Annotated in this window: 25 protein-coding genes; 16 read left to right on the forward strand and 9 right to left on the reverse strand. The window is 47.4% G+C overall.

The window, feature by feature from the left end:
- Nucleotides 1–294: 294 nt before the first annotated feature.
- From ACJJIY_RS19315 to ACJJIY_RS19370, 12 genes are all read left to right on the forward strand, one after another.
- Nucleotides 295–909 carry a bactofilin family protein gene (locus tag ACJJIY_RS19315; protein WP_413665223.1) on the forward strand — a complete coding sequence of 205 codons (615 nt, stop codon included), beginning with the start codon at nt 295–297 and terminating at the stop codon, nt 907–909.
- A gap of 70 nt (nt 910–979) precedes the next feature.
- A complete protein-coding gene (locus tag ACJJIY_RS19320; RefSeq protein ID WP_444916133.1) occupies nt 980–2,212 on the forward strand; it encodes a class I SAM-dependent methyltransferase in 1,233 nt (410 codons plus the stop codon).
- A complete protein-coding gene (locus tag ACJJIY_RS19325; RefSeq protein ID WP_413665221.1) occupies nt 2,212–3,522 on the forward strand; it encodes a MotA/TolQ/ExbB proton channel family protein in 1,311 nt (436 codons plus the stop codon). Before ACJJIY_RS19320 ends, ACJJIY_RS19325 begins: the two co-directional genes overlap by 1 nt.
- Nucleotides 3,515–4,216 carry an OmpA/MotB family protein gene (locus ACJJIY_RS19330; protein ID WP_413665220.1) on the forward strand — a complete coding sequence of 234 codons (702 nt, stop codon included), beginning with the start codon at nt 3,515–3,517 and terminating at the stop codon, nt 4,214–4,216. The genes ACJJIY_RS19325 and ACJJIY_RS19330 overlap by 8 nt, the downstream gene beginning before the upstream one ends.
- Nucleotides 4,213–5,286 carry a hypothetical protein gene (locus ACJJIY_RS19335; RefSeq protein ID WP_444905722.1) on the forward strand — a complete coding sequence of 358 codons (1,074 nt, stop codon included), beginning with the start codon at nt 4,213–4,215 and terminating at the stop codon, nt 5,284–5,286. The genes ACJJIY_RS19330 and ACJJIY_RS19335 overlap by 4 nt, the downstream gene beginning before the upstream one ends.
- 813 nt (nt 5,287–6,099) lie before the next feature.
- Complete coding sequence (locus ACJJIY_RS19340) at nt 6,100–6,825, forward strand: hypothetical protein (protein ID WP_445358644.1); 726 nt, start codon at nt 6,100–6,102, stop codon at nt 6,823–6,825.
- A gap of 563 nt (nt 6,826–7,388) precedes the next feature.
- Entirely contained in the window at nt 7,389–8,540 is a 1,152-nt protein-coding gene (locus tag ACJJIY_RS19345; protein ID WP_445358645.1) for a serine hydrolase domain-containing protein, read from the forward strand.
- 541 nt (nt 8,541–9,081) lie between these two features.
- Nucleotides 9,082–9,357 (forward strand): hypothetical protein, encoded by a 276-nt coding sequence (locus ACJJIY_RS19350; RefSeq protein WP_445358646.1) that lies wholly within the window; start codon nt 9,082–9,084, stop codon nt 9,355–9,357.
- 359 nt (nt 9,358–9,716) lie between these two features.
- On the forward strand, nt 9,717–10,319 hold the full coding sequence (locus ACJJIY_RS19355) for a glutathione S-transferase N-terminal domain-containing protein (protein WP_444932778.1): 603 nt from the start codon (nt 9,717–9,719) through the stop codon (nt 10,317–10,319).
- Between the two features lie 176 nt (nt 10,320–10,495).
- Complete coding sequence (locus ACJJIY_RS19360; RefSeq protein WP_445358647.1) at nt 10,496–11,923, forward strand: hypothetical protein; 1,428 nt, start codon at nt 10,496–10,498, stop codon at nt 11,921–11,923.
- 205 nt (nt 11,924–12,128) lie between these two features.
- Entirely contained in the window at nt 12,129–13,013 is an 885-nt protein-coding gene (locus ACJJIY_RS19365) for an alpha/beta fold hydrolase (protein WP_445358648.1), read from the forward strand.
- Nucleotides 13,014–13,351: 338 nt separating this feature from the next.
- Entirely contained in the window at nt 13,352–14,407 is a 1,056-nt protein-coding gene (locus ACJJIY_RS19370; RefSeq protein WP_445358649.1) for an alpha/beta hydrolase, read from the forward strand.
- A gap of 140 nt (nt 14,408–14,547) precedes the next feature.
- Here the strand turns inward: ACJJIY_RS19370 and ACJJIY_RS19375 are convergent, their stop codons facing one another.
- The 4 genes from ACJJIY_RS19375 to ACJJIY_RS19390 form a co-directional block, all read right to left on the reverse strand.
- Complete coding sequence (locus tag ACJJIY_RS19375) at nt 14,548–14,922, reverse strand: hypothetical protein (protein ID WP_445358650.1); 375 nt, start codon at nt 14,920–14,922, stop codon at nt 14,548–14,550.
- Nucleotides 14,915–15,469, reverse strand: a complete 555-nt coding sequence (locus ACJJIY_RS19380; RefSeq protein WP_445358651.1) for a sigma-70 family RNA polymerase sigma factor — start codon at nt 15,467–15,469, stop codon at nt 14,915–14,917. The genes ACJJIY_RS19375 and ACJJIY_RS19380 overlap by 8 nt, the downstream gene beginning before the upstream one ends.
- 11 nt (nt 15,470–15,480) lie before the next feature.
- Entirely contained in the window at nt 15,481–16,275 is a 795-nt protein-coding gene (locus tag ACJJIY_RS19385) for a DUF6249 domain-containing protein (protein ID WP_445358652.1), read from the reverse strand.
- A 61-nt stretch (nt 16,276–16,336) separates the two neighbouring features.
- Nucleotides 16,337–16,627: a hypothetical protein gene (locus ACJJIY_RS19390; protein WP_444916123.1), complete on the reverse strand. Its 291-nt coding sequence runs from the start codon at nt 16,625–16,627 to the stop codon at nt 16,337–16,339.
- 170 nt (nt 16,628–16,797) lie between these two features.
- Between ACJJIY_RS19390 and ACJJIY_RS19395 the strand changes: the two genes are divergently transcribed.
- The 3 genes from ACJJIY_RS19395 to ACJJIY_RS19405 all read left to right on the forward strand — a co-directional run bounded on the left by ACJJIY_RS19395 (nt 16,798) and on the right by ACJJIY_RS19405 (nt 18,624).
- Entirely contained in the window at nt 16,798–17,406 is a 609-nt protein-coding gene (locus tag ACJJIY_RS19395) for a DUF924 family protein (RefSeq protein ID WP_444916122.1), read from the forward strand.
- Complete coding sequence (locus ACJJIY_RS19400; RefSeq protein ID WP_282933387.1) at nt 17,406–18,023, forward strand: LysE family translocator; 618 nt, start codon at nt 17,406–17,408, stop codon at nt 18,021–18,023. Before ACJJIY_RS19395 ends, ACJJIY_RS19400 begins: the two co-directional genes overlap by 1 nt.
- Before the next feature lie 301 nt (nt 18,024–18,324).
- Entirely contained in the window at nt 18,325–18,624 is a 300-nt protein-coding gene (locus tag ACJJIY_RS19405) for a YebG family protein (protein WP_108732704.1), read from the forward strand.
- A gap of 84 nt (nt 18,625–18,708) precedes the next feature.
- Here the strand turns inward: ACJJIY_RS19405 and ACJJIY_RS19410 are convergent, their stop codons facing one another.
- From ACJJIY_RS19410 to ACJJIY_RS19420, 3 genes are all read right to left on the reverse strand, one after another.
- Entirely contained in the window at nt 18,709–19,104 is a 396-nt protein-coding gene (locus tag ACJJIY_RS19410; protein WP_108732703.1) for an MAPEG family protein, read from the reverse strand.
- 145 nt (nt 19,105–19,249) lie between these two features.
- Nucleotides 19,250–20,551 carry an amidohydrolase family protein gene (locus ACJJIY_RS19415; RefSeq protein WP_444896737.1) on the reverse strand — a complete coding sequence of 434 codons (1,302 nt, stop codon included), beginning with the start codon at nt 20,549–20,551 and terminating at the stop codon, nt 19,250–19,252.
- Nucleotides 20,548–21,960 (reverse strand): amidohydrolase, encoded by a 1,413-nt coding sequence (locus tag ACJJIY_RS19420; protein WP_444905736.1) that lies wholly within the window; start codon nt 21,958–21,960, stop codon nt 20,548–20,550. Before ACJJIY_RS19420 ends, ACJJIY_RS19415 begins: the two co-directional genes overlap by 4 nt.
- Before the next feature lie 312 nt (nt 21,961–22,272).
- On the opposite strand from ACJJIY_RS19420, the gene ACJJIY_RS19425 reads away from it, so the two are divergent.
- Nucleotides 22,273–23,904, forward strand: coding sequence for a hybrid sensor histidine kinase/response regulator (locus ACJJIY_RS19425; RefSeq protein WP_444896735.1), 1,632 nt, complete (start codon nt 22,273–22,275; stop codon nt 23,902–23,904).
- A 284-nt stretch (nt 23,905–24,188) separates the two neighbouring features.
- On the opposite strand, the gene ACJJIY_RS19430 is transcribed toward ACJJIY_RS19425, so the two are convergent.
- On the reverse strand, nt 24,189–24,767 hold the full coding sequence (locus tag ACJJIY_RS19430) for a hypothetical protein (protein ID WP_444896734.1): 579 nt from the start codon (nt 24,765–24,767) through the stop codon (nt 24,189–24,191).
- 85 nt (nt 24,768–24,852) lie between these two features.
- Nucleotides 24,853–26,475, reverse strand: a complete 1,623-nt coding sequence (locus ACJJIY_RS19435; protein ID WP_444896733.1) for a vanadium-dependent haloperoxidase — start codon at nt 26,473–26,475, stop codon at nt 24,853–24,855.
- Nucleotides 26,476–26,603: the final 128 nt, after the last annotated feature.

The following is a 26,603-nucleotide window of genomic DNA, read 5'->3' on the forward strand; positions in this document are numbered from 1 at the left end:
AAGGCAGAGACAGGGATATTTTAGGTGACCAAAAGCACTGATAGTCTAATTTTCTTTTTTAGTAAAACACTCACAGCAAAGAAAAAAATTTGACATAAATGTAGGGCCGTTTGTTTTGATAGGTTTTATTCAGTATCAAAATAATCCGTACCCGCCATTAGAAGTGCCTTATCACTTTTGAAAATTTTGATTTTCCGATTTGACAAAAACCCAACGTATCGACAACCCTGTAACCACGGTTATCGGTGCAATCGACGCAACAGCTGACTTTTCTAAACAGAGAGACTTATTTCTATGAGCACTGACAAAAGCAATGACTCCACACCATTTTTAGCAGGCATGAGCGCTGTTGAGCAGCAATCATCTCTTTCGGGCTCAGGCTCCAAGTCAGTGCTGGGTGAAGGTATTAACTTTCGTGGCGAGCTGATCGGCACCGAAGATCTGCACGTGGAAGGTACTGTTGATGGTACCGTGATCATGGTTGGTCACAATCTTTCTGTTGGCACTGGCGGTGCAGTTACTGCCAATATCCACGCAAAAAATATTGTTGTAGAAGGCACCTTGGATGGCGATGCCCTTGCCGATGAGTTGATCGAAATCCGCAACACCGCACAAGTTAATGGCAATCTGATTGCACCGAGAATCAAGCTGGACGACGGCGGTAAATTCCGTGGCTCCATGGATATGGTTGATACCGATTCCGAAATGAAAGAGCGCCACAAGGAGTTCTCTGATCGTCTGGTACACCCAGACCTGCCCGCAGCAGAAGAGAAGCCCGCAGCCCGTACTCGCGGCAGCTCTACCTACTCCTCCAGCACCACAAGCACGAGCGATTCCTCTCGCCTGTCCGACACCAGCGACTACCTCTTCGGCACTAAAGAGACCGAAGAAGAAGCTGAGGAAAGCTAGGAAACCTTCTTAGTTAATCCTCAATATGGGCCCCGGCTAATGCCGGGGCTTTAGTTTTGGTGTGGGAAATATGTTGCAGCATCATTCATTTGGTATTGCTGCTTTGGTGGATGAAGTCATTCAACCAGGTAGTAAAGTTTTAGATTTGGGATGCCTTTCGTTTGGCACCACACAGCCTTTATTGGAGCGCTCCTGCCAGACATTTATCGAAGATTTACGCAGTCTGCTATTGGATACTTCTGCCCTCGATAAAGAAGTCAGGGCCGTTAAGCTTTCTGAATATCTCACCAAAAAGCCCCAACGAATCAAGCTTGATGTGGTGCTCTGCTGGGATCTATTCAACTTTATGGAGCCTGAGCTTATTACCAAGCTCATTGAGGAAATCCGACCCCACTTAAAGCCGCGTACCATTTTCCATACAATGCTGTACACCGGCACTATGCCCAAGGGGCCCGCGGATTTTAAACGCCTTTCTGGCTTTACCTTCAATACAGAACCGCTCCACCTGGAAGAACCACTGCCCACCTATAGGTACTCATCCCTGAATTTAATGAAGACTATGGGCAACTTCTCCCTGCGCTCTTCCCTGCTACAAAGAGAGGGGATGCGTAAAGACCTTATCGAATTAATGTTTGAGTATGGCAATGTAAAATCGCCAACTTCAGTGATGGCCAGTGGATCATCAGCAGCGGTATCCGCTTTCCAAAAAAACCGCCTTACTAATATTTCGCTAACCGCTCTCGACACCGCCCTGACTCACGTCAAGCGCTCACCGGTCAGCAAAGTTCTGGATATTGGGCAAAAGGCTGGGAGAAATATGGAACACCTCCAAAGGGAGGTGGGCGAACTGTTTATTTCTGATTTTTACTCATCGCTCGCTTGGCAAATCAGCAGAAAAGTGCCATTTGAAGAAGCCGTTCAGGCCGCGTTGCGACAGGCAACCCTACCAAAGGATCTCAATTGCATCCTCCTCTGGGACCTTCTCAATTTCTTTTCCACCGAGCAAATACAATTGATCACTAAAGCCCTGCATCAATATCTCAGTGATGGTGGCGTGATGCACTTTTTGCTATTCAAACAAAACAAGCTTCCCGTCAACTGTGGTGTATTTGAAATTCAAAAGTCGGGCCAGGTTGGAACCTATATTCACGCTTCGGGTAGTAAGCAGCCCCAGCTCCGCACTATCACCGATGTTGTGAAATCTCTACCAGAGATGAAAGTACTCAGCCAGGGAACCGGGCGAATACCCAACGGACCTTTTTATCACGAAATAACAATGCAAAAAGTTGTAAAGGATAAATAATGACCCAGTTTTTCTATCACTGGTTAACCAAGTTGTCTGCGGAACAGGTTACCGACACCTTTCTTATGGTCATGCTTGCCATTGGTGCTATAGCCATAATCCTCTACCCTTTAGGCAAGTTTCCCCGCTTTGTAAAGGAAACGCCGTCACTACTGACTGCCCTCGGTATTTTAGGTACTTTTATCGGTATCATTATCGGTATCTATGGGTTTGATCTAAACGATATTGACACCTCAATTTCAGAACTGATGCAAGGTCTGGAAACCGCCTTTATGACCAGTATCTTGGGGCTCTTCCTGTCCCTGATATTGCGAACTATTTTTCAAATATTCACTAAAGAACAAGCCCCTAAAGCGACAGCAGATGACATATTGCAGGCTATTAATGGTCAGCGCGAAGATCTGGCAAAATTCCAGCGACAGATTAGTGATGAAGTCCTACAGTCACTCACTGCGGTTGTAGAAAAGTTTAATAGCGGCCTGAATGCCCAGATGGGTGAGAACCTACAGCAGTTTACCCAGCAATTAGAGGCCGTATCCCCTGCCCTGCAGGCCCTAATAGATCAGCATCAGCAGCACGCAGAACTCGCAACTATTTACCGCGACCAAACTGCAACTCTTCTCAATGAAATTAATGGTGCTCAGGAAAACCTTCTGCTGTTACACCAGCGTATTACTGAGCTGCCAGAAATTTTCAACGTGATTCCGACCCTGGTAGAGCAGCAGCGCAATCACGCAGAGCAGATATCAATCATGCTGAATGAGCAACAAGCTTCTATTGAAGTTCTACAGCAATCGATCCCCGATATTGCGCCCAAGTTTGAAGCGCTCACCCGAGGAATTGACCAAGCTCAACAGCAACTGGGGGCCCAGGTTTCCAACCTGATCTCCCTGAGTAGGACCCAGGCGGAAGTATTCGACCAAAGAACCAGTAAGGTCGTAGCCCTGGCCGATGTGGTTACCAGTATGGACCCCAACCACTTCTCTAAAGCAATTCACGAGCAGGCTACCAGTCACCGGGAATCCATGGCCGAGCTAGCTCAGCTGATCGCCAAAACTCACAACCAGATGATTACCGAATTGTCACAAGTGATTACTCGCGATCTTAGTAATGCCGATGTCAGTATCAAGCGTCAATATGAACTTCTGGATGAACGTCTGCGCGATGAGGTAGAGAGTGTTATGGCAGCGATGGGCGATGCCCTTGGCACTTTAAGCGGTGAATTCTCCAGAGACTTCCGTCAGCTCATCCAGCAAATGAAGAGAATCGATGCGCAGGCTCAGAGAGTCACTGGAGAGGCGCATGTTTGAAAGCACGCAAGCCAGTAGTGAGTCCAGCGATAGTCAATGGATTAGCCTATCGGACATGATGGCTGGCCTGATGATGGTATTTCTCTGTATTGCCGTCTTTGTAATGCGCTCTCTTATCGACGAACGCGCCAAGATCCGCGAACTCGCAGAGTCTTACCGGGACACCCAGTTGGCCATCTATCAAACTCTGCAACAGGAATTTGCCCACGACTTAACTCGTTGGGGAGCGTCTCTGGATAAGCAAACCCTGGCCATCTCCTTTAATAACAGTGATGCCTTATTTAAAACCGGTGATTTTACCCTGAGCGACAATGCCCGCGAGATTATGTCCTCCTTTGTACCTCGCTACATCGAAGCGCTCACGCCCTATATGGATTCCATTGCCGCAATCCAAATCGAAGGGCACACAAGTTCTGAATGGGGAGATCAATCCGCACCGGAAGCTGGTTATTTCCACAACCTGCGACTTTCCCAACAGCGCTCCCGAGCCGTAATGCAATATGCCCATTCATTACTGCCTTCGCAGCAAGCCGTCCTGGTACGGGCCAAGGTAGCAGCTGTCGGTTACTCCTCAGCTCGCCCAGTCTTGGATAAGAATGGGGTAGAAGATCCAGATCGTTCCCGCCGGGTAGCATTCAGGGTAGTTAGAGACTCTGAGAGCCATATCCTGCAAATCCTTGAGGAAGCTCTGTGAACCTCACAAAATTTCAACCCATTCAAAACCGTCAGGCTATCACAGCATTCCCAAGCGCCACACGAGCACTATCAGTACCTTATGTCATTAACGATGGGGATTCATTCTCAGCCGGCAAACGTCCGTTAGCACAGCGCTTATCTGAAATGCCTGATCGAAACAGCTTAGCCAAAGCCATCCGTACTGGAATGCAACTCGATTCAAGCGATCTGGACAGCGTACCTGTGGCTTGGCGCTACCGGGGTATACCGGTTTTTTTATTTGGCCTGGAACAAAACCCGGACTCTTTTGGTCAAGTTCATATTTACCCCAAGTGCCCAATAGTGAATAACTATAAGGGTCCGGTTTGGATAAGCAGTGACTATAGCGAAGCGCGAAAGGCATTTCCCCAGGATCAACTAAAGCCATGCCCTCACTGCTTACGTCACCTTTACAGCCACAATATTCCCGATGTTGTACACAAAGACCGTTTCGGCAATGTAACCAATATCGACTGGCTGACCTATACCCGATACTTTGCCAGCAATATTTTTAAAAGACACTCTCTCATCTGGAAAAATGGCGAACGCCCCCAAAAAGTTAGTTCTGTATTCACCCCTGAAAACCCGAAATATAACTGCTCTATCTGCCAATGCGATATCAAAGCCGGTGGATGGGCACTCAACCAAGAGCTTGCAGAAAGTAGCGGTCTCCCCAAAGAGATTTGCCTACTCTGTGCAGAGAGAAGGGCCCGTGCCGTTATACTCGCACCACCCCAAGCCTCACTAAGAGCCGCTACATTGCGCTACGAATCCCTGGCAAAGCAACTGGGTAGTGATCCTCAGGCCTCATGGATGATCGCAGAACAGGTAGTCCCCGCATCCTGGCTACCATTAATACAGAGACTCAAATCCCTAATGGGGCCACCCAAAGTCTTCCAAGTAATCGCGCCCAGGGTATTGGCCGTACTATGCTGGCCAAACCTCGGCCGCGCCATCCTTGCCGATGGCACCAAAGAGGCAAAGATACCAGCCAGTTACTCAGTTTGGAGAAAGGCTCAGATTGAGCGGGAATTAGGACTTTGCAACTAGATATATTAATGTGCTGCCTCCGGGCAGCTTATTTTTGTTACTTATCGGCCAAACTGGCAACTCTATTTCATCTTGTAGCTCTCTACATCACTAGATCAACCCAGATTAAAATCTATTCTCTTCTACCCCACCGAGAATTAGCACCTCCTCAATTTATGGATCCAACAAAACCATTCCAAGAATCTCAAGACTTTTGACCAAAAGTGTGGTTACAAATAAGTCACAAAAAAAATTAAACTTTTTAGCTCGGAGTGCCGTAAGGGGATGCAGTATTAGGTAATGTGGTCACACTGCCCCTTCATTCTTTACACATGTAGAAGATTTTCTACTATAGATTACTTTTTTCCACAAAAGCTATCCCTATAAAAAAGAACCAATAGAAAACCAGAAAAAACACAATTAGCCAAAAATATCTATCACAGAATAACCGATTTAAAAGACCAAAAAATCTACCCTAGAAATCATACTCGATACGACCATCTCTAAAATTGCCAATATTAATAAAAACCACACTACAGGATATTAAAAGGGAACCTACCTCACAAAGGATACAAACCCCAGAGCAATAAACACCCCGAAAGAAATAACTCACAAACTAAGACAAAATTTGGAAAGGTGTTGCATTTATTTCTTGAACCCAACTTTCATGAAGAGTAACTTGATTAGCAATACATGCATTACAAAAACTGAAATATGATAACTCCTGCTTTTGCAGTTGTGTCCAAGCCAAATAAAAAGGTTCTACTCGACGAGAAATACACCGAGCACATTCGACGCTAAACCAGTCGTCCTATAGTAAGATGGAGATATAAAATGCCAGTAAACAATATAACCCTGCAAGACGCAAAGGCTCGTGTTCGCGCCACATTGCAAGCCGGAGGGCTAGTGATTGTCCAAGAGCCGCATAATGATGTACCTCACGGTTTCTCCTTTGCAGCTGAAGCGATAGCTGATAATAGCGATCAGCCTCACTCATTGTTCGTCGAAGCACCGCATGAAATAAAAGCTGCAGGAACTCTCTCCGCTTACCCCAATAGGATAAAAGACTATTTCGCGGGTGGCGTAACTGACACTGAAACATCAGCGCTATTAATCAATATAGCTTCTCGGAAAAGTTGGGATATAGCCTGTGTGGATTCATGGAGAGGAAATGGAGAGTGGAAATCTTCAGAAAAACGTCAAAAGGGAATAGCAAGAAGAATTATTCACCACTTTAACATAGGCGGACGCCCAGGAGGAATAATCCCTATAGGTTCTGCGCATGTCACAGGGTTAAGAATGGGAAGAAACATGATTGGAGGCCGACGTGTTGCTCGTACTATAAGCGCTCTTTCAAACCAAATCCCCGATGATCAAGCCATTAACTATCAGGGGTACTGGGGATTGGGAAGGTATATTGCCGGACGGAACTTACAAATGTATAAATTTACAGCTACCGGAGATTATTCCCATATCAGTGCACCGAATGTTTCTCGAGACCTACACATTCAGTTTGTTCCTCGCGACAGAATTTTTCGAGCTCGAAATCTTGCTATCTAGAAATCCCAAAAGCTCTTGCTTTTGTAATGTTTAACATGCATCTGATCCCAGATGATAAACTCAGCCATAATCCAAACTTTCATTTTCCGTCAGCAATCACCACCTACACAAATTGCTGACGGGCTTCTCTCATAATGGCGCCATTTCTAATAGATAATAAATATAGCCTTCCTAGGTCGCATATACTAAAGAATCAAATTCCAAAAGAAAGATTATTGAGAAAATGCTGTTAGCATATATTCCAATCAACGCCCTAAAGAAAGGAAAGATCATTACTAAGGGATATCAAAGTTGACTTGAAATTGAACAAAGGATGTTCAGATCAATACGATGATCTGGTGGCTGTTATAATCTATAATTCTTCGAGCAGAAAGACCTCACAAAACACCTTTCTCTAGTACTTACCCGAAAATAATTATGAACAATATTTAAAACAACCATTTGGTAATAATGTACCAAAGCCCTCCATTACATCGAAGCCTCAGAGTATACCAATCGACATAAAATATCTGTATAAACACAGATCCAGCACTTGCTTTAAATATTCATTCGGGCTTATTAAAATGTATATAGGATTTAATAAAACTCTACCGAGGATTCTCCTGGCAGTCACACTTCTAACGTCACCCTTTATCGCACATGCCGACGATTCGTTACAAGAGTTTCTCGAACAAATACTTACTAATGCCCGAGATAGCAACAACCTTCCAGCAGTCGGTGTACTAGTTCAAATCGATGGCGAAATCGCTGCCATGGCGGTAGACGGAGTTCGCGCACAGGGCCATAATAAAATAGTAACTATTAATGATCGCTGGCACATAGGATCTAACACCAAAGCGATTACGGCGACAATGGTAGCGCGCTTAGTCGAGCAGGGTATATTACAATTTGAGGATACACTAGCTGACTCATTTCCCTCTTTTGCAAAAGATATAGACCCCGCTTACCGTAATATTACGATCACACAATTGCTCAGTCACACTGCCGGCCTACCCCCTTTATCCAGCTGGTATGAGCTTCCTACATTAATGAAAGTAATCGAGCCGGAACACAGTATTCGAGCGCAACGCATGGCAGTCGCACGCCATTACCTCACTGTACCTCCCAGCTCCGAGGCTGGCTCAGCTGAATATTCCAATCTCGGCTTTATCATTGCTGGGGCTATCGCCGAAGCTCGAACAGACAAGACCTGGGAAGATCTCATCAAGGAGCAGATCTTTGCTCCACTTGGTATCAAGAATGCGGGTTTTGCAGCTCCCGGCTCTTCGACCACATTAGATCAACCACGTGGCCATAAAAAATCCTGGCTGGGCAAGCTCACCCCGCTAGATCCTGCCGACAAAAATAGTGATAACCCACAAGTAATGGGTCCCGCAGGAACTATCAATATATCACTCCAGGATTGGACTCTTTTTTTAGAAGATCAACTCAATGGCGTACATGGTCGCGGTAAATTGCTAAAGACTGAAACCTATCGTAAGTTACATTCACCGGTGACAGGCAATTACGCTCTCGGGTGGGGCGCAGTGTACGACTCTGAGTTATCACTTCTTGCGCATACTGGCAGTAATGGATATTGGTTTACTGATGTGCGCATCATGCCCAAGCATGACATAATTTTTCTAATTGCTATAAATGCAGGGCACAAGACTGCGGAAAAGTCGATGAAAGATATCCGCAAGCACCTTACAAAACGTTTGAAACCATTTAAGTGATCCATTGGAGCAAGCGGGCTTGATTATTCAGGTCCGCAGCAGTTTCTCACTCTCTCCTCCTATAGACGTCCATATTTTGTGAAAAATAGCAGCCGCATTAAAGAAAGTCGCCCACCTTTAAATATATTAAAATAAACAATTCTGAAAATTAATTTTAAAAACCACACCTCAGATCCTTAAACAGAATAAGCCAGCATAATTATCAACCCATACGGACACATAGTAAGATCCTATTAACAACTAGTGGACCAGCTTAAATTTAGCAAACACCGAAATTCGATTCAAAAAGGATTTAACACCAAAATATAGAGATACCTCCTTGTAAACAATGGTGTGATTGGCCATTATTGAACTACCGCTGAGTAATAAGGCACAAGTAAGTAGCGGCCTGTGAATTGACTCTCTATATTCTGACTAGAATAGAAAAACCATCGAAACCAGACAAAAATACTAACATTACTGACGAAAACAGCTATTAAAAAGCTCTACCCTAGGCAATCAATATTGCGCCTGGTATAACCTACAAAAATAGATAATACTCATGAAAAAGCTGATTTTCTTTCTACTATTTTCTAGCTATGCAAATGGAACATCTATAGAGCCTGCAACACTAGAACAGCTTCTAGAAAGCACCGATCACGTTCTGCAGGTTCTGGTTCAAAAGGTAGACATGACCACCTCAAGCGGAGAAATCACCTTCAACCCAGATGAGAGAACCAGTCCTTTCGCAGGAAATAAGATTAGACTCCATGTTAAATTGATGCCAAATGGTGTAATTAAAAGCAACCTTGATCATGCCCCCCGGATTTTTACGTAGAACTTTGGGAAATGTGGCACTATCAACTCGGCAATATTCAAGAGTCATCATTAGGCGAAGAATTTATCTTTCTGCTGAGAGGTCCAAACTTAAACAAGGTATACCTTCAGTATTTTATGAGAAAAACAGATGAAAAACCTAATATTATTGAACTACTGAAAAAGCTATCTGACTAATTAATGCTACCTCTAAATTCACCCTTAAATTTTCAGTCAGCATGAAAGTCTCGGTATAATATTTAAACACTAGATTCTGTATACTCTATTCTAAATATCGCGAAGGGAGGTAACATATAGCTTCTCGGATACTCTTGAATACCCTGCCACTTTCTTCAGCAACACCAAAAAGGAGTACATGTTTTGAAATTAATCACAGGCACTGATTCCACCTGGTCCTTAAGAGTCTGGATATGCGCCCAAATCGCAGGCCTTGACATTGAGATCAAAGCCATAGACCTCTCCAGCCCTAACTACAAAAACGAGGTACTTAAATATTCCCAAGCTGGACTTGTACCTGTATTGTTGCTTGAAGATACTTACATTCATGATTCACTGGCAATCGCTGAGTATTTTAATGAGCTCTCCAAAGGCATCTTGTACCCTTCATCAAATATTGAGCGAGCACAATCAAGAAGCCTATGTGCTGAACTTCACTCCGGTTTCATCGCCTTAAGAAGCAACTGCCCTTTCACTTTAGATAAAAGCAACTCCTCCCCGGATATGAACCCTGGAATTCAGGCTGAGTTAAAAAGGATTGAAGATATTTTCTCGAAAGCAAAACTGCCCTTCATGTTCGGCTCTGCTGGGGCTGTAGACGCATTTTACGCAATACTTGCTTATAGACTATATGTTTATAATATCTCATTAAGCGAGAGAGCTACCAAATACCAGCAAAGTCTGTTGGAATGGCCAATCTTGCAGCAAGCAATTGACCTGGCTGCAGAGTGGAGAAACCCTAATTAAAGCTGTCACCAAATGTCGCTTTAGAACTTTCTTATCAACTCATCGATTACAAGGTTGGCTGTAGCCAGCCTTGTAGTTACTACAGCATCAACACGGCGAAAATTTGTAAGTTATTTACCTAATTTGCCATAATCACTAATAAGGCAATCAATCTTAAAGGGCCTCGGATAAGATACATGCTTATATCCAGCCTACACTTAAGTACTGAGCAAGCAAGAAGCGCCACACATCAAACTACTTGGCTAGCCATTATCAGCCTCTTCTTGGGCGCAGCCTGTATCCAGTTAGTTATTATGCGCTATTTTAATGGGCAAATGGCGCCGGATGTCTTCGCAAGTTCATTACATCAGCTTGTACAGATTAAGGGCACACCTGCACTTGTCAAATCACTGGCCAGCTACCTTATCCCCCACTCAGTTTTTGTGACCTATACGCTCCACCTGGCACTATTACTTGCTGGAACCCTCTTGATATTACGTCTTTTTATTGTTTTGGGCGCGACACTGATGTTTTTCGGCTTTATCTTGCTGTGGGGGTTGACCTACATGGGAGAAAACAGCTGGTACTTCGAGTTTTTGTCACCTGCGTTATTTGCCTTAATCCTGGCAGTTAGTATTTACAAGCTCCACAAAGACTCTCAATACAATTTTCGTTCTCGGCTTTTAGGTGCGGTGATAGCGCCGAGAGTAAGCCTATTAACCTGGAGCTGTTCGATTGTTATAGCATCAGCTCTCTTATTTGGGGTCTTTGTTATGTCACGCAATGGTGGCGATTACGTATTCACTGTAAGCGCCCTATCCAGCACTACCATTGCCATTTTATCAATAGCTTCAAAGTATTTAGACAAGTATCGAAATACTCCCCCCAAACAGGATTCGACTCCGATAGTAGGGCGATGGATTGATCTTTTTACCCTCACCATCGGGGTAATGTTAGTCTTTCAGGTTTTTGAGGATGGGCTATTAAATTGGTTTACTGTAGAAGGGTACCGAGGTCTCATTAACTCCTATGTCGAATACGGGAATACACCGTATTGGTATCGGGGAGCCTTGGCCTGGGTAGCAGATCACGCCGAGATATTTATGCCAATCCAGAGAATATTCGAGACCTTTGCTGCAATCTGTATGGTAATTTTAGTGTTTCGATTTCCAGTTGTACTGCTGACGACCGGTCTCTTTGCCATCCTCTCTTTTACAGAATTTGGAGTTACGAATGCTTGGCCTCCCGCTCCAGGCAAGCCTCCCGCCTGGGTATTTGAACTACTGCTTACAACATTGGTTAGCTTTACCTGCGGTCTCTATTACTTACTAGATGCTATTGCGCACAAATCCTGGAAGTATTGGATATTGGGTCCCAAAATATTTGACTCAATATCAGAATTAAATAAATGTTTTTTATTTATTTTCTTACTTATTATCGAAGTAATTATATTTTCCTCCACGCCCATACAAGAGGAGACCAAATTCATTGCACTACACTTCTCAGTACTGTTACTTATTCCTTTATTCTTCATTATGATAATTCTGGATAAATACCGAGCAATCACACCCAATATAGATTTTTATAACAATCCAAACGGGAAAAATAATAACCAACTACCGTAAGCTCCCACCTGCTTTGGCTTTAAGCAATCAACCCTATAAAACGGACGTTTGTGCAGCTTATATGGCCGGCAATATTGCAGCAACAACTAATAGCAGTAATTCCACGGTACAATGTGGGCATAAGCGAATATTGGTAGCCGAAGCCCCTTCGCCTACAAACCTCCTCTGAAAACGTTATAGAAATTTTATTGGGTTAATTTGCGTCATGAAGACTCTTCATCTGGTAATTATATTTAGCATCCTGTCTATTTTTTCTACTTATGTGGCAGCAGAGAGAATCAAGATCGACAACTCTCTCACTATCCACTACGAACAAGCGGGTAATGGCGATACGACAATCATCTTTATTCCCGGCTGGATGATGTCTACAAAGGTTTTCGAGCATCAACTTGCCCATTTCAAGGACTCCACCCAGTATCGCGCGCTAGCTTATGATCCCCGTGGCCAGGGCATGTCATCCAAGCCTGTTGAGGGCCATACTTATCAGCAACACGCTCGAGACTTAGCTGCACTGATTGACAAGCTGGGGCTTGATAGCGTGATTCTCGCGGGTTGGTCCTATGGAGTGACCGAGCAACTGGCCTATCTCAACCAGTTCGGCACTGACAAGATAAAAGCTATGATTATGATCGACACTGGCCCGGATATTTCTGGGGCCAGCCGGGACGAGTGGGTCTGGTATCTGAATGATGATTCAGACGGATACTCGCGCTCATTCACTGAGGGGGTTATTGAGGATCGCGAAAATGTGATTGCAGAGTTCGTCAAATGGATGCTTGAAAATCCCACTGCAGAAAATATTGCCTGGGTGTCTAATATCGCCAATCAAACCTCTAGCAGCGTCGCCGCAATTACCAACGCTACTGGTTTTTACCTCGACTACAGCAAAGACCTTGTCGGCCTTGAAGGGAAGATCCCTATGCTATATGTGGTGCGAAATGAAGTTAAGGAAGTGGCTGAAAAATGGATCAAAGCTAATACCCCTTCCGCCACTACCGCTTATATGGGAAAGCATATGATGTTTTGGGAGAGACCCGATGAATTCAATGCAGTGGTCGATCAATTTCTGGAGAATATAGAAACTAAGTAGCATTTACTATTTTGTTAAACTTAGGGCAGACCGACTTCAGCCTGTCCTAAGCTTTAAGTCTGCAGGCCCTACTTCTTCGACTTACCCCCGCTCAACAAGGCATATCTCCTAGTCAAGGCACTTGACATCTAAAGGGTCAATAAATAGATTTAAGTCATATAACAATAAATTGGCAACTTCTTCCGGCACAAACATCGGCGCACGTCGACACGAGTACCCTCTACTGAAAATACCTGACAAGCAGGCAAAAGCAGCTTTCTTCAACCAGTTTTAGCTGGTTAATTTAACCCGAACTTTAGTATTACACCCTAAAATAATACCTACATGGAGAGTGGAAAATGAGAGTTCTATTTTTAGCCTTGATAAGTGTTTGTTCCCTGATAGCAAATGCTTCAGATTTTATTCTCGCACAAAAGACGGAAATCAAATCAGATTTTCTTGGTGAAAACCGAACCATCTTGGTGAAACTTCCCGAACAATATAAGGATAATAACAAAGAATATCCTGTGCTCTACGTATTACATGCTCAGTGGGACATGCTTTCTACTTTGTCTACTGTCGATTTACTTGAAGGCCAAGTGCCCAATTTTATCGTGATTGGTGTAGAGGGAATGGGCAAAGAGTTGCGCCCAGATCAAAGTAAATCGACAGCATTTTCTCGGTTCTTAGCGAACGAAGTTGTGCCTTATGTCAATAAAAACTATCGAACCGCAGATTTTAGTATTTTGTCTGGGCACTCCAACTCTGGCCGCTTCGTACTCGACTACTGGCTAAACGACAAAGCACCATTTTCACAGTACTTTGCTTTTAGCCCATCATTAGAGGATAAATATATAACCGGGCGAGTTTCCAATTTAGCACCCAAACAACTCAAAGAGCTTTCCCCGCTGACCGTGACCATCGCTAACGAGGGGGAGCATATGCAAGTCCCATTTGACGAGTTGAGCCAAACTCTCGCAAATGTACAGGGCGCATCCTTTACTTTCCAGAAATTCCCAAAGCAATCCCACAGAACGACTAAACATCACTCTATGCAATTTGCACTACAACACACCTTTGCTGGATGGGAGCCAACTTACGAACTTAAAGTAAGCGGGTTTGATGGGCTGACAAATCACTACCGGAATTTATCAGATAAATTTGGCTTCAAAGTGGTTATTCCCACCAATACCCTGCAACGCTTGATAGCCCACCATGCCATTTCCGATTCTGAAAATGCAGCTAGCGAATTGGAACTCCATATCGCATACACCATTGAAGAAATTTCGAGCGGGATCGATGCCACAGTCGAGACAGCAGACTACCTGCTGAACAATGGCTATGAAGAAGCGGGGAAAGCCATATTGAAAGAGATGTGCAACCAAGCTGAAGAGCACGCTCGCTGCAAAGGCTGACAGAAATCTACTCGAAGGCCAGGCACACTCTCAATGTGAAGCGAGCCCACTAAAACTTAAAGGAAAGTTTACAAAGTAAAAAAGGAAGCTGCCCGCCCTATCATGATTTAGGCGCGGGCTTCTCTAAAGGCAGGCCCTCGTTAGCGACGTGCGGCAAAAATACCACCGGTCATTACCGCTAAAGAAGATAAAAGTCCAACACCTACCAGGCTATACAAGCTAATGGATTGCTTGGCCATCTCAGCAACTACCTCACCAAAGGGGAACTGCCAGGCAATGATCCCTAAAGCAGCTGCTACCGCGATGTACTGAGAATAACTGGACCGACGCTTTGAGCGTTTAGGCTGCGCAGGGAGCGCGGCCATCACGCGGTCACAAAAACCATCGTTATCCAAATGGGGCTCATTGAACTGGAGCTGTTCACTCAGCCAGGCGTCAAACTCCCGGTCGTTGCCCTCTAATGCCATTTCACTCAAGGCGTTACCTTTCGTGTTGCGCTGTTCAAAGTTAACCATTTACCACCTCCTCACGCCAGGGCTGTAGCAAGCTACGCAGCTTGGCCCGAGCACGATTGACATGGGATTTTACCGTACCAAGCGGCAATTTCATAATACTTGCCGCCTCCTCATGAGAAAAGCCCCTGTGCATACACAGATGGATTGCTTGCCGTTGAGGCCCGCTCAGGGTATCCATCGCGGCAGTGAGATCCCGGGCCATGCCCAACTGCCGGGACTCCTCGATAGTCTTATCGGCCTGAGCCCTATCCACCGCCTCCTGATCCACATCGGGCATATTCTTACGCTTGTGGCTCATGACGAGATTATAGGCGATACGGTACAGCCAGGTGCTGAAGCGGGCATCCCCCCTGAACGCCGGCAACGCCTTATAGGCCTTAATGAAGGCCTCCTGCGCCATATCGTCTGCCAGACCCTGGTCACCATCACACAGCTGACGGAGCGAGTATCGCAGCTGAGATTGATAGCGACGAACCAGCTGGGCGTAAGCCCGCTGGTCCCCGTCTTTGACGGCCCGCCTGATTAATTCCTCGTCATTGAGGTCCATACCCGCCTTTCCTACACCTGCTTGTTATCAAGCTTCCAGTTCACATAGCGAGCCACACCGATAAACAGGGGGATCAAGCCGAGACTACCTACTCCAATACCCGCAAGGGCTGAGAGTGAGAGGAATACTGCAGCGCCTATTGCGATTAAAGTAATACCACGATCACTGGAGCTATTTGGCTCTCTCTCATCCAAAAGATCAATTAGCTCAGGGGGCACGTCCCGACCATCAGCAACCATCTGGTTGATATTACTCATAACCAGTTGTTTCTTGCGATAGCTGCTGCGCGTTACCAACCAGACAATAAATACCGGCATACCAAATACACAGAGCAGCGCTACTATTGGGATTACCGATGAGTCATCACTTCCAGAGTGGTGTGAATCATGGTGATCCCAGTGCCCACCCCGGTAGTCACGGCTCTCCGACAGCCTGATTCTGACATTGTCCGGTACGCTATTCAGGGTATCTTCGGTAACCTTTCCGTCTACATCCAGAATGCCCTTACTCTTCAGCCGTTCAATAATTTCCTGGCTTAGGGGGCCGCCAAAGTCCTGTCCCAAGTCAACCCGCACTTCACTTTTCTCGCCATTCTCGCCTTCGGATTTGATCGTGAGAACACCATCTTCACGCAATATACGCACGCGGGTTTCAGACTCGGGGGCTTCCACATTTGGCGCCGGCGGGGGCTCTGGAACAAATGAGTCCTCCTCCTGGGCCCAGCTGCCCATACTTATGCTGGATACCGCAATGGCGACCCAACAGCAGATGACTGCCTGGAATGATTGTTTATTTCTCGCTCTCATTACTTACTCTCTAATCATTTTCGTTATCAGTGGTGTGAACCGTCATTGGGGGGGGGGTGACCTACATCACCATCATTCGAGCCTTGGAGTAGGGGTAAGCCATTCCTCCTCGGGGCTCCTTTTCCTCAGCAATACGCACAGGAGCTAGCCGGTTAACCTTTTCACTCTTATCAGTGCACTCGCCAAGCTTCTTAAGCACTTGCTGATCAATTTTCTGGGTGAGCTCTCGGTGAATCCCATCCTGGGAAAGCGTCAGCTCAGAGGCATTAACCTGGCCCACTTGCAAAGCCGCAACTACCAGAGTTAGCGCGACGCAAAATTGTACCTTTTTAGTTGATCTCGCAGTAAACATTGTGATCTCCCGATTTTCCCTTGTACGCCACTATGACGATTCGGGGGGGGCACTTGGATGCAGCTGTATAATTTTTTTTACGCCAACACTTGGAACCACCTTCTACTGGTCGTCACTTGGCTGGAACGATCGGATAAACTCGGAACACAACACGGAATGAGAACTTTGATATGACAACCCCTGATGATGTCCTGGTTTTTTGGTTTGGCAGCACTGATATTCGTGGCAACTCTACTGCTGCGGAGAAGCAGAGTTTATGGTTTGCCGCTACTCCGGAAGTGGACGCCGACATCAAGGCAAGATTTGGAGCTATTACCGAGTCAGCGCAGCGTGGAGAGCTGGACCGTTGGCGGCAAACTTTGGAAGGCGAACTCGCCTTGCTACTGGTTTGTGACCAATTATCCAGAAACATTTACCGGGGCACCCGCCAGGCATTCGCTGCAGATTCCCTGGCACTGGCAATTACGATGTCACTGATTCAGCGCGAAGAAGCCCCGAATCTTGGACTCTACCAGCAGGTATTCTTGGGCATGCCGCTAGAGCACAGCGAAGACCTCGTGACCCAGCAACACTCGGTAGACTACTTTCGACAGTTGCAGCAAACCTTCGCAGAAGACAAAATTGCCTCGCCCTATCTCGACACTCATTATCGATACGCCCTTGCCCATCAAGAGGTCATTGAGCGATTTGGGCGCTTCCCTCACCGCAATGCGGCTTTGGGTCGCACTTCCACTCAAGCAGAAAAAGAATGGCTGGCTCAAGGGGGCGGCTTTAAATAATGGATTTACTCAGTTGGTTATCTCTCGCGGGGATCTGTGCCCTCGGCGCTATGTCTCCGGGACCGAGTCTTCTTATCGTCTTACGCAGCGCCTCCTCAGGCCTACAGCAAGGCCTGGCCAGTGCTATTGCTCACGGAGCCGGGGTCGCTATATACGCAATTCTTACCGCATTTGGCCTGGCGGTGCTGATTACTAGCTCTCCTCTTCTATTTAACATTCTGCAATGGGCCGGTGCAGCAATGCTGGTCTACCTGGGCTGGAAAGCCCTCAGTGCACCCGCACCGGGTACCAGTACTGCAACCGTACAACCTCCACACCAGAGCCTGAAGCGCTCTATCGCTCAAGGTTTTGGTGTTGCCTTCTTCAACCCCAAGATCGCCGTATTTTTCACCGCCCTATTCAGCCAGTTTGTGTCAGAACAGCAAGCCCTGAGCACCAAGCTGGGCATGGCGGCGCTGGTTTCAGGAGTGGATGCAATTTGGTACTGCATCGTTGCCCTGGCGGTTCACGCCAGCCGTAAACGCCAGCTGGTGAGCAAGCATATTGGCCATCGCATCCAACAGGTTTTCGGGATCTTACTGATAGGACTGGCTGCCCGGCTGATCCTTAGCATCTAAAGCCACAGGCCTGCAGAAACCTTCACTACCTTAGTTTCACCACACCCAAATAAAAAACAGGCCCGCAAGCGGGCCTGTTAAATGATGTGAAGACAGCCAGTCGCCCCGGGGGGAATGCGTCTGGCTGTATGCACATTATGACAGTGTTCACGCTTAATGGCGGACCAATCATCGCACCTGCTGGTCTTTTGACCGCACAGAGCCCTTTCTTCACCCCATCGTTGACACTGAATATTTATACAGTTAGGGTAGCGGCATACAAACTAAGTGGACAGTCTAATAGACGATTGGGAGGCACACGATGGCCGTAGTAGCTGTTTGGAAATGCGATAGAGACGGAGCAATGTTCGACAACAAAAAAGACGCTGAAGAACACGATAAGATGCTGGAGCTCGCAGCTAATATCACGTCGCTGATTGAGCGCCACATCGACAGCATTGATGAGCAAGTGGGCGAAGAGATCGGCCTGCTGTTGGCCAAACGCCGCGATGCCCTGGCTAAAGCCTGTAAAGGGAAGCCTGAAGTACTACTCGAAGAAGACGAAAACATGGTGCAGGAGAGCGAAGATGATCGCGTAACTCCGCTCGCCGCCAATCAGTAAACGCTTATAGATTCATCCCTGTACTCTGCCCGGTTCTACCGGGCTTTTTTGCGTGAGGCTCATACTGAGCCTCACCAATAAACTTCAAAGATTAATTACGGCATTAACAATGTTAATGACCGCTAACACAACGATAACGACCCAGCTGATTAAAGTTCCCCAGAAGCGCCCAAAGTGCAGCCCGCCTTTGCCCTTGGTCAGTCCATAGGCATGAAATACCCGTGAGATAAAAAAGAGCGCCCCGAAGAGGTGTAACCACAGTGCAGGCAAACCGCCCAACTCTGCAGCCAGCAACAGAAGCAACGCTATCGGAGTGTACTCAATCGCATTAGCGTGAACTCGCACCCTAATCTCATTGAAACGATCATCTCCGGTTCCAATTCCCACTTTCTTTGTGCGACGAAACTCGACTACCCTGAATGCCAAGTAAATAATCAGAAGCGCACAGAGGCCGGTGTAGAGTGCTGTGATATTCGCCATGTTTTTTCCTTGTTCTTATCAATCTGGCCAGGGAATATATCCCCGAAAGCAAGTATTCCGCCACACAAATCCTGTACAAGCCAATGGACCTTTCAGATCAATAGGCGGAAAAAGAAAAGCGGGCTAGAAGCCCGCTCTTTGCATACTAGTGCTTGTAACCAAATTCATGGCCCTTTGCGGGCTTGAGGTGTCGATCTCTGAGGCGCGTTGAGCGATTCACCAGGGATTGATTCTCACCCTCAATCAGGATCTGCTCAGCGTAGCTGGTAACTTCCAGGGGATCACCGCTCCAGATCACAATATCCGCAACCGCGCCCTTCTCCAACGTACCGCCCTCAAGGTTAAAAATCTCAGCAACATTGCTACTGATTGCCTTTAGCGCTTCCTCATAAGGCATACCATGGGCTACAGCGTTGCCCGCCGATTGGCGCGAGAGGTAAACGTTGTGGCTAGCCACCATATCTGGGCCACTGATAGCTACCGTCACCCCAGCCTTGGCCAGAAGTGCAGCATTATCCAGGCGTGCGCCCAAACTTGAGAATGATGCTGGAATGTTGTTGATTGCATCGATCACAACAGGCACTTGTGCTTGCGCCAGTTTATCGGCAACCATCCAGCCCTCAGCTGCACCGATTATAATGAGCTTCACCTTGAAGGCTTCACCCAGTTCTAATACCGCGAGGATATCACTGGCCCGGTTGGCAGTTACCATCAAAGGCTCCTTGCCATCGATCACAGGCTGCAGAGCTTGCAGATCTGCCAGATCGTAATCCAGCTCTCGCCACTCTCCACGGTGAATCGCTGCGCGATTATCACGATACTCCTGAGCTTCACGCAGAGCACTCTCCACCTTGGCATAAGCATTGGCACGGCTGCCACCGGCCAGCTCGCCACCGGACTCTCCCAGATAAGCTTTTTGCGCAACATTCTTTGCTTCGACGCTATCAAATTCACCATTCAACTTGATGGCAAAACTGCGCCCTGCAAATATCCGCTGAGCATCGATAGCACCGCTGTCCCAAGTGCTGATTCCCGGTGAAACAACGGCACTGGTGACTCCACCCGCCCGGTTGAATGGGATTAGGGTGGACTTAGGGTTGTAAGCAGGTACCGGATTGAAGGCACTACCGATACTGTCACCGGTCACCTGGTGATCATTGGTGGCGCTAGCCGCACTGATCTCGACCAACCCCAGTTCAGAAATGGGCGCTATCACACCGGGCGTCACCACCTTGTTGCGCGCATCAATTACCTGATCTGCAGTCACCTCCAGAGAGGGGGCCACCTGTTGGACCTTGCCATCCACAACCAGAATATCTGCGGACTCCAGGCTGCCCTGCCCCGCCAGGGTGTGTACCTTGCCACCCTTGATCAGGATGGTCTCTGCCTGGCCAGTGGCTGACATCAACCCCAGGGCCAGCGCACAATAAACAGCTACTTTTCTCACAGTCGCTCTCCCTCTGCATCGAGAATACCCAACTCGAAATCGGTGCGTGGCTGACGTTTCTTGTCCGCGCGATCGAACATCAATTCCCCATCGATGAAAACTTGATCTACATGGGTGTAAACACTGAAGGGGCTGCCGGACCAAACAACGATATCCGCCATCTTGCCGCTCTCAAGGCTGCCAGTTTGATCGGCAATACCCAGAGCCTTGGCGGGGTTCAAGGTCATCCAAACCACCGCATCCTTGGGCTGAATATCGAAGCCCGCACGCTGACCTGCAGTCATTGCCTTCGCGGTCTCCTCGTGCAAATGCTGTACGCCAACACCGGAGTCCGAATGAATCATTGCGCAGGCTTTGGCTTGATCCACAATGGCGATATTGGCCTCGGTCATATCGTAGGCCTCATGCTTAAAGCCCCACCAATCAGCCCACATTGCCGCACAAACATTGTTTTCAGCCAGCAGGTCAGCAACCTTGTAAGCTTCCACTGCGTGGTGGAAAGTGGAAATTTTGAAATCAAACTCCTTGGCAACGTCCATCATCACCGCCATTTCCTCACCGCGGTAGCAATGGTTGTGAACGAGAATATCGCCATTGAGTACGCCCGCCAGAGTTTCCATCTGCAGGTCGCGCTTGGGCTCATCCCCTCCGTTCTCAACGTAATCCTCCCACTCCTGCTTGTAGGCACTCGCCTTAATCCAAGCATCTCGATAACCGGCGACGTTACCCATTCGAGTTGAGGGAGAGCTACCTTTACCACCGTAAACCCGCTTGGGGTTTTCACCACAGGCCATTTTCAAGCCGTAGGGAGCGCCGGGGAATTTCATATCCTGAACACTGCGGCCGGGTACATTTTTCAGGGTGACACTGCGGCCGCCAAACAAGTTGGCCGAACCCGGCAGGATTTGCAGGGTTGTTACACCTCCGGCAAGAGCCAAGGGAAACTGGGGGTCTTGGGTCCAGACAGAGTGCTCCGACCAAACCTGGGCAGTGTTTGGCGAGGTCATCTCATTGCCATCCTGGGCAGATTCAATCCCCGGAGCTGGATAATCACCCAGATGAGAATGCACATCGATAATGCCAGGAGTGACCCACTTACCTTTGCCATCGACAATCAAGGCACCTTCAGGGGCCAGTAACCCCTTACCGATCTCCTTGATCTTGCCATTTTCAAACAACAGGTCCGCATTTTCTTGCTGCTCCCCTGTACCGGTTAGCAGGGTAGCTCCCTGAATCAACACAGGGCGGGACTGGGTTACAGAATAAGTGGAAGGGAAGGCGTCCACACGAGCGAAGTCGAGAGATCTCGGCTCACTGTCAACACGCTTCTCACCGCATGCGGACAGCAGTAGCGAGGCACTTAACAGAGCCGCGATACTGCGCCCGAGAAATCGGGGTTGCAGCTGCATAGTCATTCATCCAATCGTTTTGAATATGGCGGTGAATGCTACCAGTTTGTGCTGACAGCGCCACTATCCAAATTGTCACAAACGACTGTTTAGAGATAAGCATCTCCCAATCCAAGGGGCCATAACTGAACCTGAGAGTTACCTCAGTACCACCAAAGCACACTTGATAACAATACGAACTAAAAATAACAGCCAGTCAGCAAAGAATGTCTACACGGTCAAAATACGCCGCCCCAGCTATATACTTTTGTACGTCTTCATGGTGGAATTTCTGGCGGAAAAACAGGCAGCCGCACTCAGGAGGAGAAATAGGTGATCAAGGAAAGTAATATGCCCATTTTTCCCCTTTCACCATCTACAGCTACCACCTCGGATAGAGACTCAACCCAGGTCTATGAGGCCTTACGTAAAAGTGAGGAGCGCTACCGGGAGCTGGTGGAGCATGCAAACTCGATCATAATGCGATGCGATCAACACGGCCGTATCACATCCTTTAACGAGTACGCTCAACAATTATTTGGCTATACCGAAGCCGAGATTATTGGTAGGCACTTAATTGGTACGATTGTTCCCGCCAGCGAAACGAGCGGCCGTGACCTGCGGCAATTGATAGACCGTATTTGCCAGTTCCCAGAGGAACACCGTTACAATATTAATGAAAACATTACAAAGTGCGGGAAGCGAGTATGGATCGCCTGGACCAATAAAATTATCTCAGATGAGAAGGGAGATCCCGCGGGAATTCTCAGTATTGGTTCGGATATTACTAAGCAGCGGTTGCTGGAGGAAGAGCTTCGGCAAGCTCAAAAAATGCAAGCTATCGGTGAGCTTGCCGGCGGTATTGCCCACGACTTCAACAATATGATTCATGGGATCAATGGCTATGCTGAAGTTATTCGACAAATTTCCACCGATGCCAGAATCAACGAGTATACCAACCATATACTGACTACTGCCCGCCATGCCGCAGAGCTGACCAAGCAGCTACTCACTTTTGCCCGCAAGGGAAATTATCAACTTAAGAGCTGCAATACCCACGAAATCATTCGCGATGTTTGTGCGATGCTAACCCGCACTATTGATCGAAGAATCGAGATTGATCAGCAATTAGATGCAAATCGTCCACATATTGTGGGCGACCCTGCTCAACTTAAGAGCGCTTTGCTAAATATCGGAATCAATGCCAAGGATGCTATGCCCTCTGGTGGCTCCCTGAGCTTTGTCACAGCCAATATCACCATAGAAAAATCGGCTTCTATCGCCGATTTTGAGATTCAGCCTGGCCAATACCTTTTAATAACGATTACCGATAATGGCACTGGCATGTCTGACGAAGTGCGACGCCGTATTTTTGAACCATTTTTCACTACCAAAGAAAGTGGACGTGGTGCTGGACTGGGCCTTGCCGCAGTGCACGGCACCATTCATTTACATAAGGGCGCTATACAATGTCAGAGCCGTGAGGGAATTGGCAGCAGCTTTAAGCTATACCTGCCAATTTCCAAGCCCCCAATCAAAAAGAGAACTTACCAGGCCAAGAAACTGGCTCGCGAGCGCAAATTGCGCATTATGGTTGTCGACGATGAGGCAATTGTCCGCACCTACTCTAAAGCCCTGTTCGAAATGAACGGCCATAGCGTCGTTACCTTTGCGACGGCAGAGCAGGCAATAACTTACTACCGAAAATATAGTGATGAAGTAGATTTGGTCCTGCTGGACATGATTATGCCCGGCATGGATGGGCAAGAATTATTCGCTTTTCTAAAACGGATTAACCCCGAAGTGAAGGCTATTCTCTCCACCGGTTACAGCGTGGATAGTAAAGTTCAGGAAGTAATTTCTGACGGGGTACTGGATTGCATCCAGAAACCATTTACATTTGAGCATCTCAGTAAAAAGATCGAAGAGATGATTGCCAGCGGAAAAATAACTTTACCCAGGTAACAAAATAATTCTACCTAAATCGCCGCAGCCGGCCTAGCTGACAGCTACGTCACAGAGTTCAGCTACAAACAGGTTGGCTTATGGAATGACCTCTATGATAACCGGCTGTAAAAAGTGAAGTGATAAAGTAACCAGGATAAGGCTATACAAAAGCAGCTCAAGCGGAATTCCCCTTTATTTTAGTGCTTGCAGACTCCCCCAAACCAAAGTCAATCGATATGTCATCATTTTCCTGTTCAGTATAATCTCGATAATTTTCAAGCCGATACTATCTTAGTCGTACATCACAATTTTGCTGCTACGGCCCCCTTCCCCACCAATGTTGTCAGCTTGATGTTCTCGTCTCCTATTTCTGTGGACACGGTCTCCACGAAACGCACCATGCCCGCTAAAATCGCTGCGTTATAGTGCTCTTCACTTGCCTCTAGCTCCTCAACGGCTGCGTTCATATCCTTGAGAGCCCGGGATGCTTCTAGGTCCCACTCCTTCAGCTTGGCGAGACTTGCCCTGGCAGATGCCACTTGCTGTTCATTCACTCCGTCTTGAGTCGCCGCAAGACTTGCTTCCCGGACGGTTTTTATCTCAGCATCATATTTACGAATAGTAGTCAGAGATCGACGAACAATACTGTTCAACTTGATAACAGTATCCCGCTCAAATGCGGCCTTGATATCGTTGCTAGCCAGTGCCACTGAAGCAGGTGTTTTTGCGGGGTGGATAACGCTTTCAACATTCGGTGCCGACTCCTGTTTACCTACCCAGACCTTCTCGTTTTCGACTGGCTCTATGAGTGTGTGCGTAGCTAAAAACCCAAAAGCGATTATTCCGAACACTGCCCCTGCAATATATCGTTTGCTATTCATACGGTGAGTTACCTTTGGTATGGCCGCCCCTTACGGAGCGGCACCTGATGGAGAGTGAGAATTTAGCTCATAGCGTAAAAATAGTTTACCTGCGAGTCCTTGATCTACTAATCAAACTAAATGCTTCAACGTTGTTCATTAAATTCTGCGCGATCTGCTCGCCCATGACTTGGCCTGCAATATTGTCAAAGTCCCAGTGCACTCCGTTATAGATACGGCTGAGGCCATTTTCTTGCTGAGCGGCGGTATAGGATTCAAAACGGACAGGTACCAATGGCCTCGGTGTATCCGGCGTGAAAGGGTCGAAGCCTTCCCCATTGTATTCTTCCGATACAAAAGTAAAGGGCTGGTCTCCAAACATACTGCGCATAATCTCGAAGGTGGAAGCACCGAAGGTAGCATGGCCCGATGGGTAGGAGGGGAACGGCGGTGTTGGCCTAATCGCGATGGTGGTGTTGATGACTGACACCCCTACTGGCAACCATTGCTCATCCTGCAAGGTCGATGGGTTGTCGTCGTCGATGCGAATAGCGGTAACCGGTCTCCAGTAGTTGTAATAGTACTTACTGTCCCACGCAGCGATACCAGAATCCGCCAGGCCTACATTGATCAGTGCAAAATAGCGAGCCAGGTCCAGCTCATGCTCGACTTTGTTGTCCAGCGCAGCCTGCAGGGCAATTAGGTTATATAGTCTCGGGGGGATGCCCAATAGTGGTACACCATCATATCCCCAGTAATTCCCGATAAATCGTGTCTCTGCTGTGGACGTCGATGGGGTAATAGCATTGGCTGGGGACCCGCCGAGGGCCGCTACCTCTTCATAGGCTTCAGCATATTCCTCAGACGTTATTGTGGGTGGAATAGGACTGCGGAATTGATCGCCTGAACTTAGTGAAAAAGGTGTCACACTGCCCCAATAGGCTCCCAGAGCCACGGAGTCTTGGCCGACCGGGTCGACAGGATCAGGCTGCCATTCTCCCGGTACCGTGGCCCCAGTATTAACCGATGTAGAGTGATAGGTCCCATCCCCATCCGCGACAGCGCCGCCCTCACCATAAGCGGGTTCCAAATGCTCGGCCTTATCATTGCTGCGCACTGCAAGCATTGCCGCAGCAGCGGCTTCGCCAATCACTTGGCCCTTGGCAATTCTATCTGCGCTATCTCTTATCTGGTCAAGATCTGATAGCAGTAATTCCTGCAAACGCTCTGACTGATCGGGGTAGAGTGCGCGCAAGGTATCGTAAGCGGCGTAAGCGATAGCTGCATCTTTGGATGCATCTCTGGTGTCGAGTACACCGAGATCATTATAAGGTTGGTATTTACCGTCAAAGGCGTTCAGAGCGTCAAACACAGCAGTTTGTACGATGGCGAATGCGCGACTGGACCGGGTAGGGCCGCCTTGGTAGAAATCCACTTCGCCGGTATCAGGGTCGGGAGTATGATCGATAGCCGATGAGTCGAGCATCGTGTTGAACCAAAATACAACCCGATCTTTAGGTCTATTAAGCTCGCCAGACTTCCCCGAAGTCCGCTCAAGCCGATCAAGTACACCTTTGGAGAGAGTTGATCGGCTAGTTTCTCCTAGATAAGCACTGGTTTGTCCCTTGGGCTGCTTACCCTTTGTCTTCTGGGCCTGCACAGCACCCGATGTCAATATTAAGCCTGCTGCCAGGAAGCAGGCCGATGTTTTTAACAGAATGTGGTTCATTGTATTACGTCCTTTGATATTGAAGGGCGCGCTGAATCAGTAAATCTATCAGTGGGCCGTAAGTTTGTTTTCAAATTGGCTGTTGTTGACCGCACTGGGTTGTGGAGGCCGTACCAACCTGTCGATAC

Source organism: Microbulbifer maximicatervae (SeqCode), assembly GCF_052468155.1.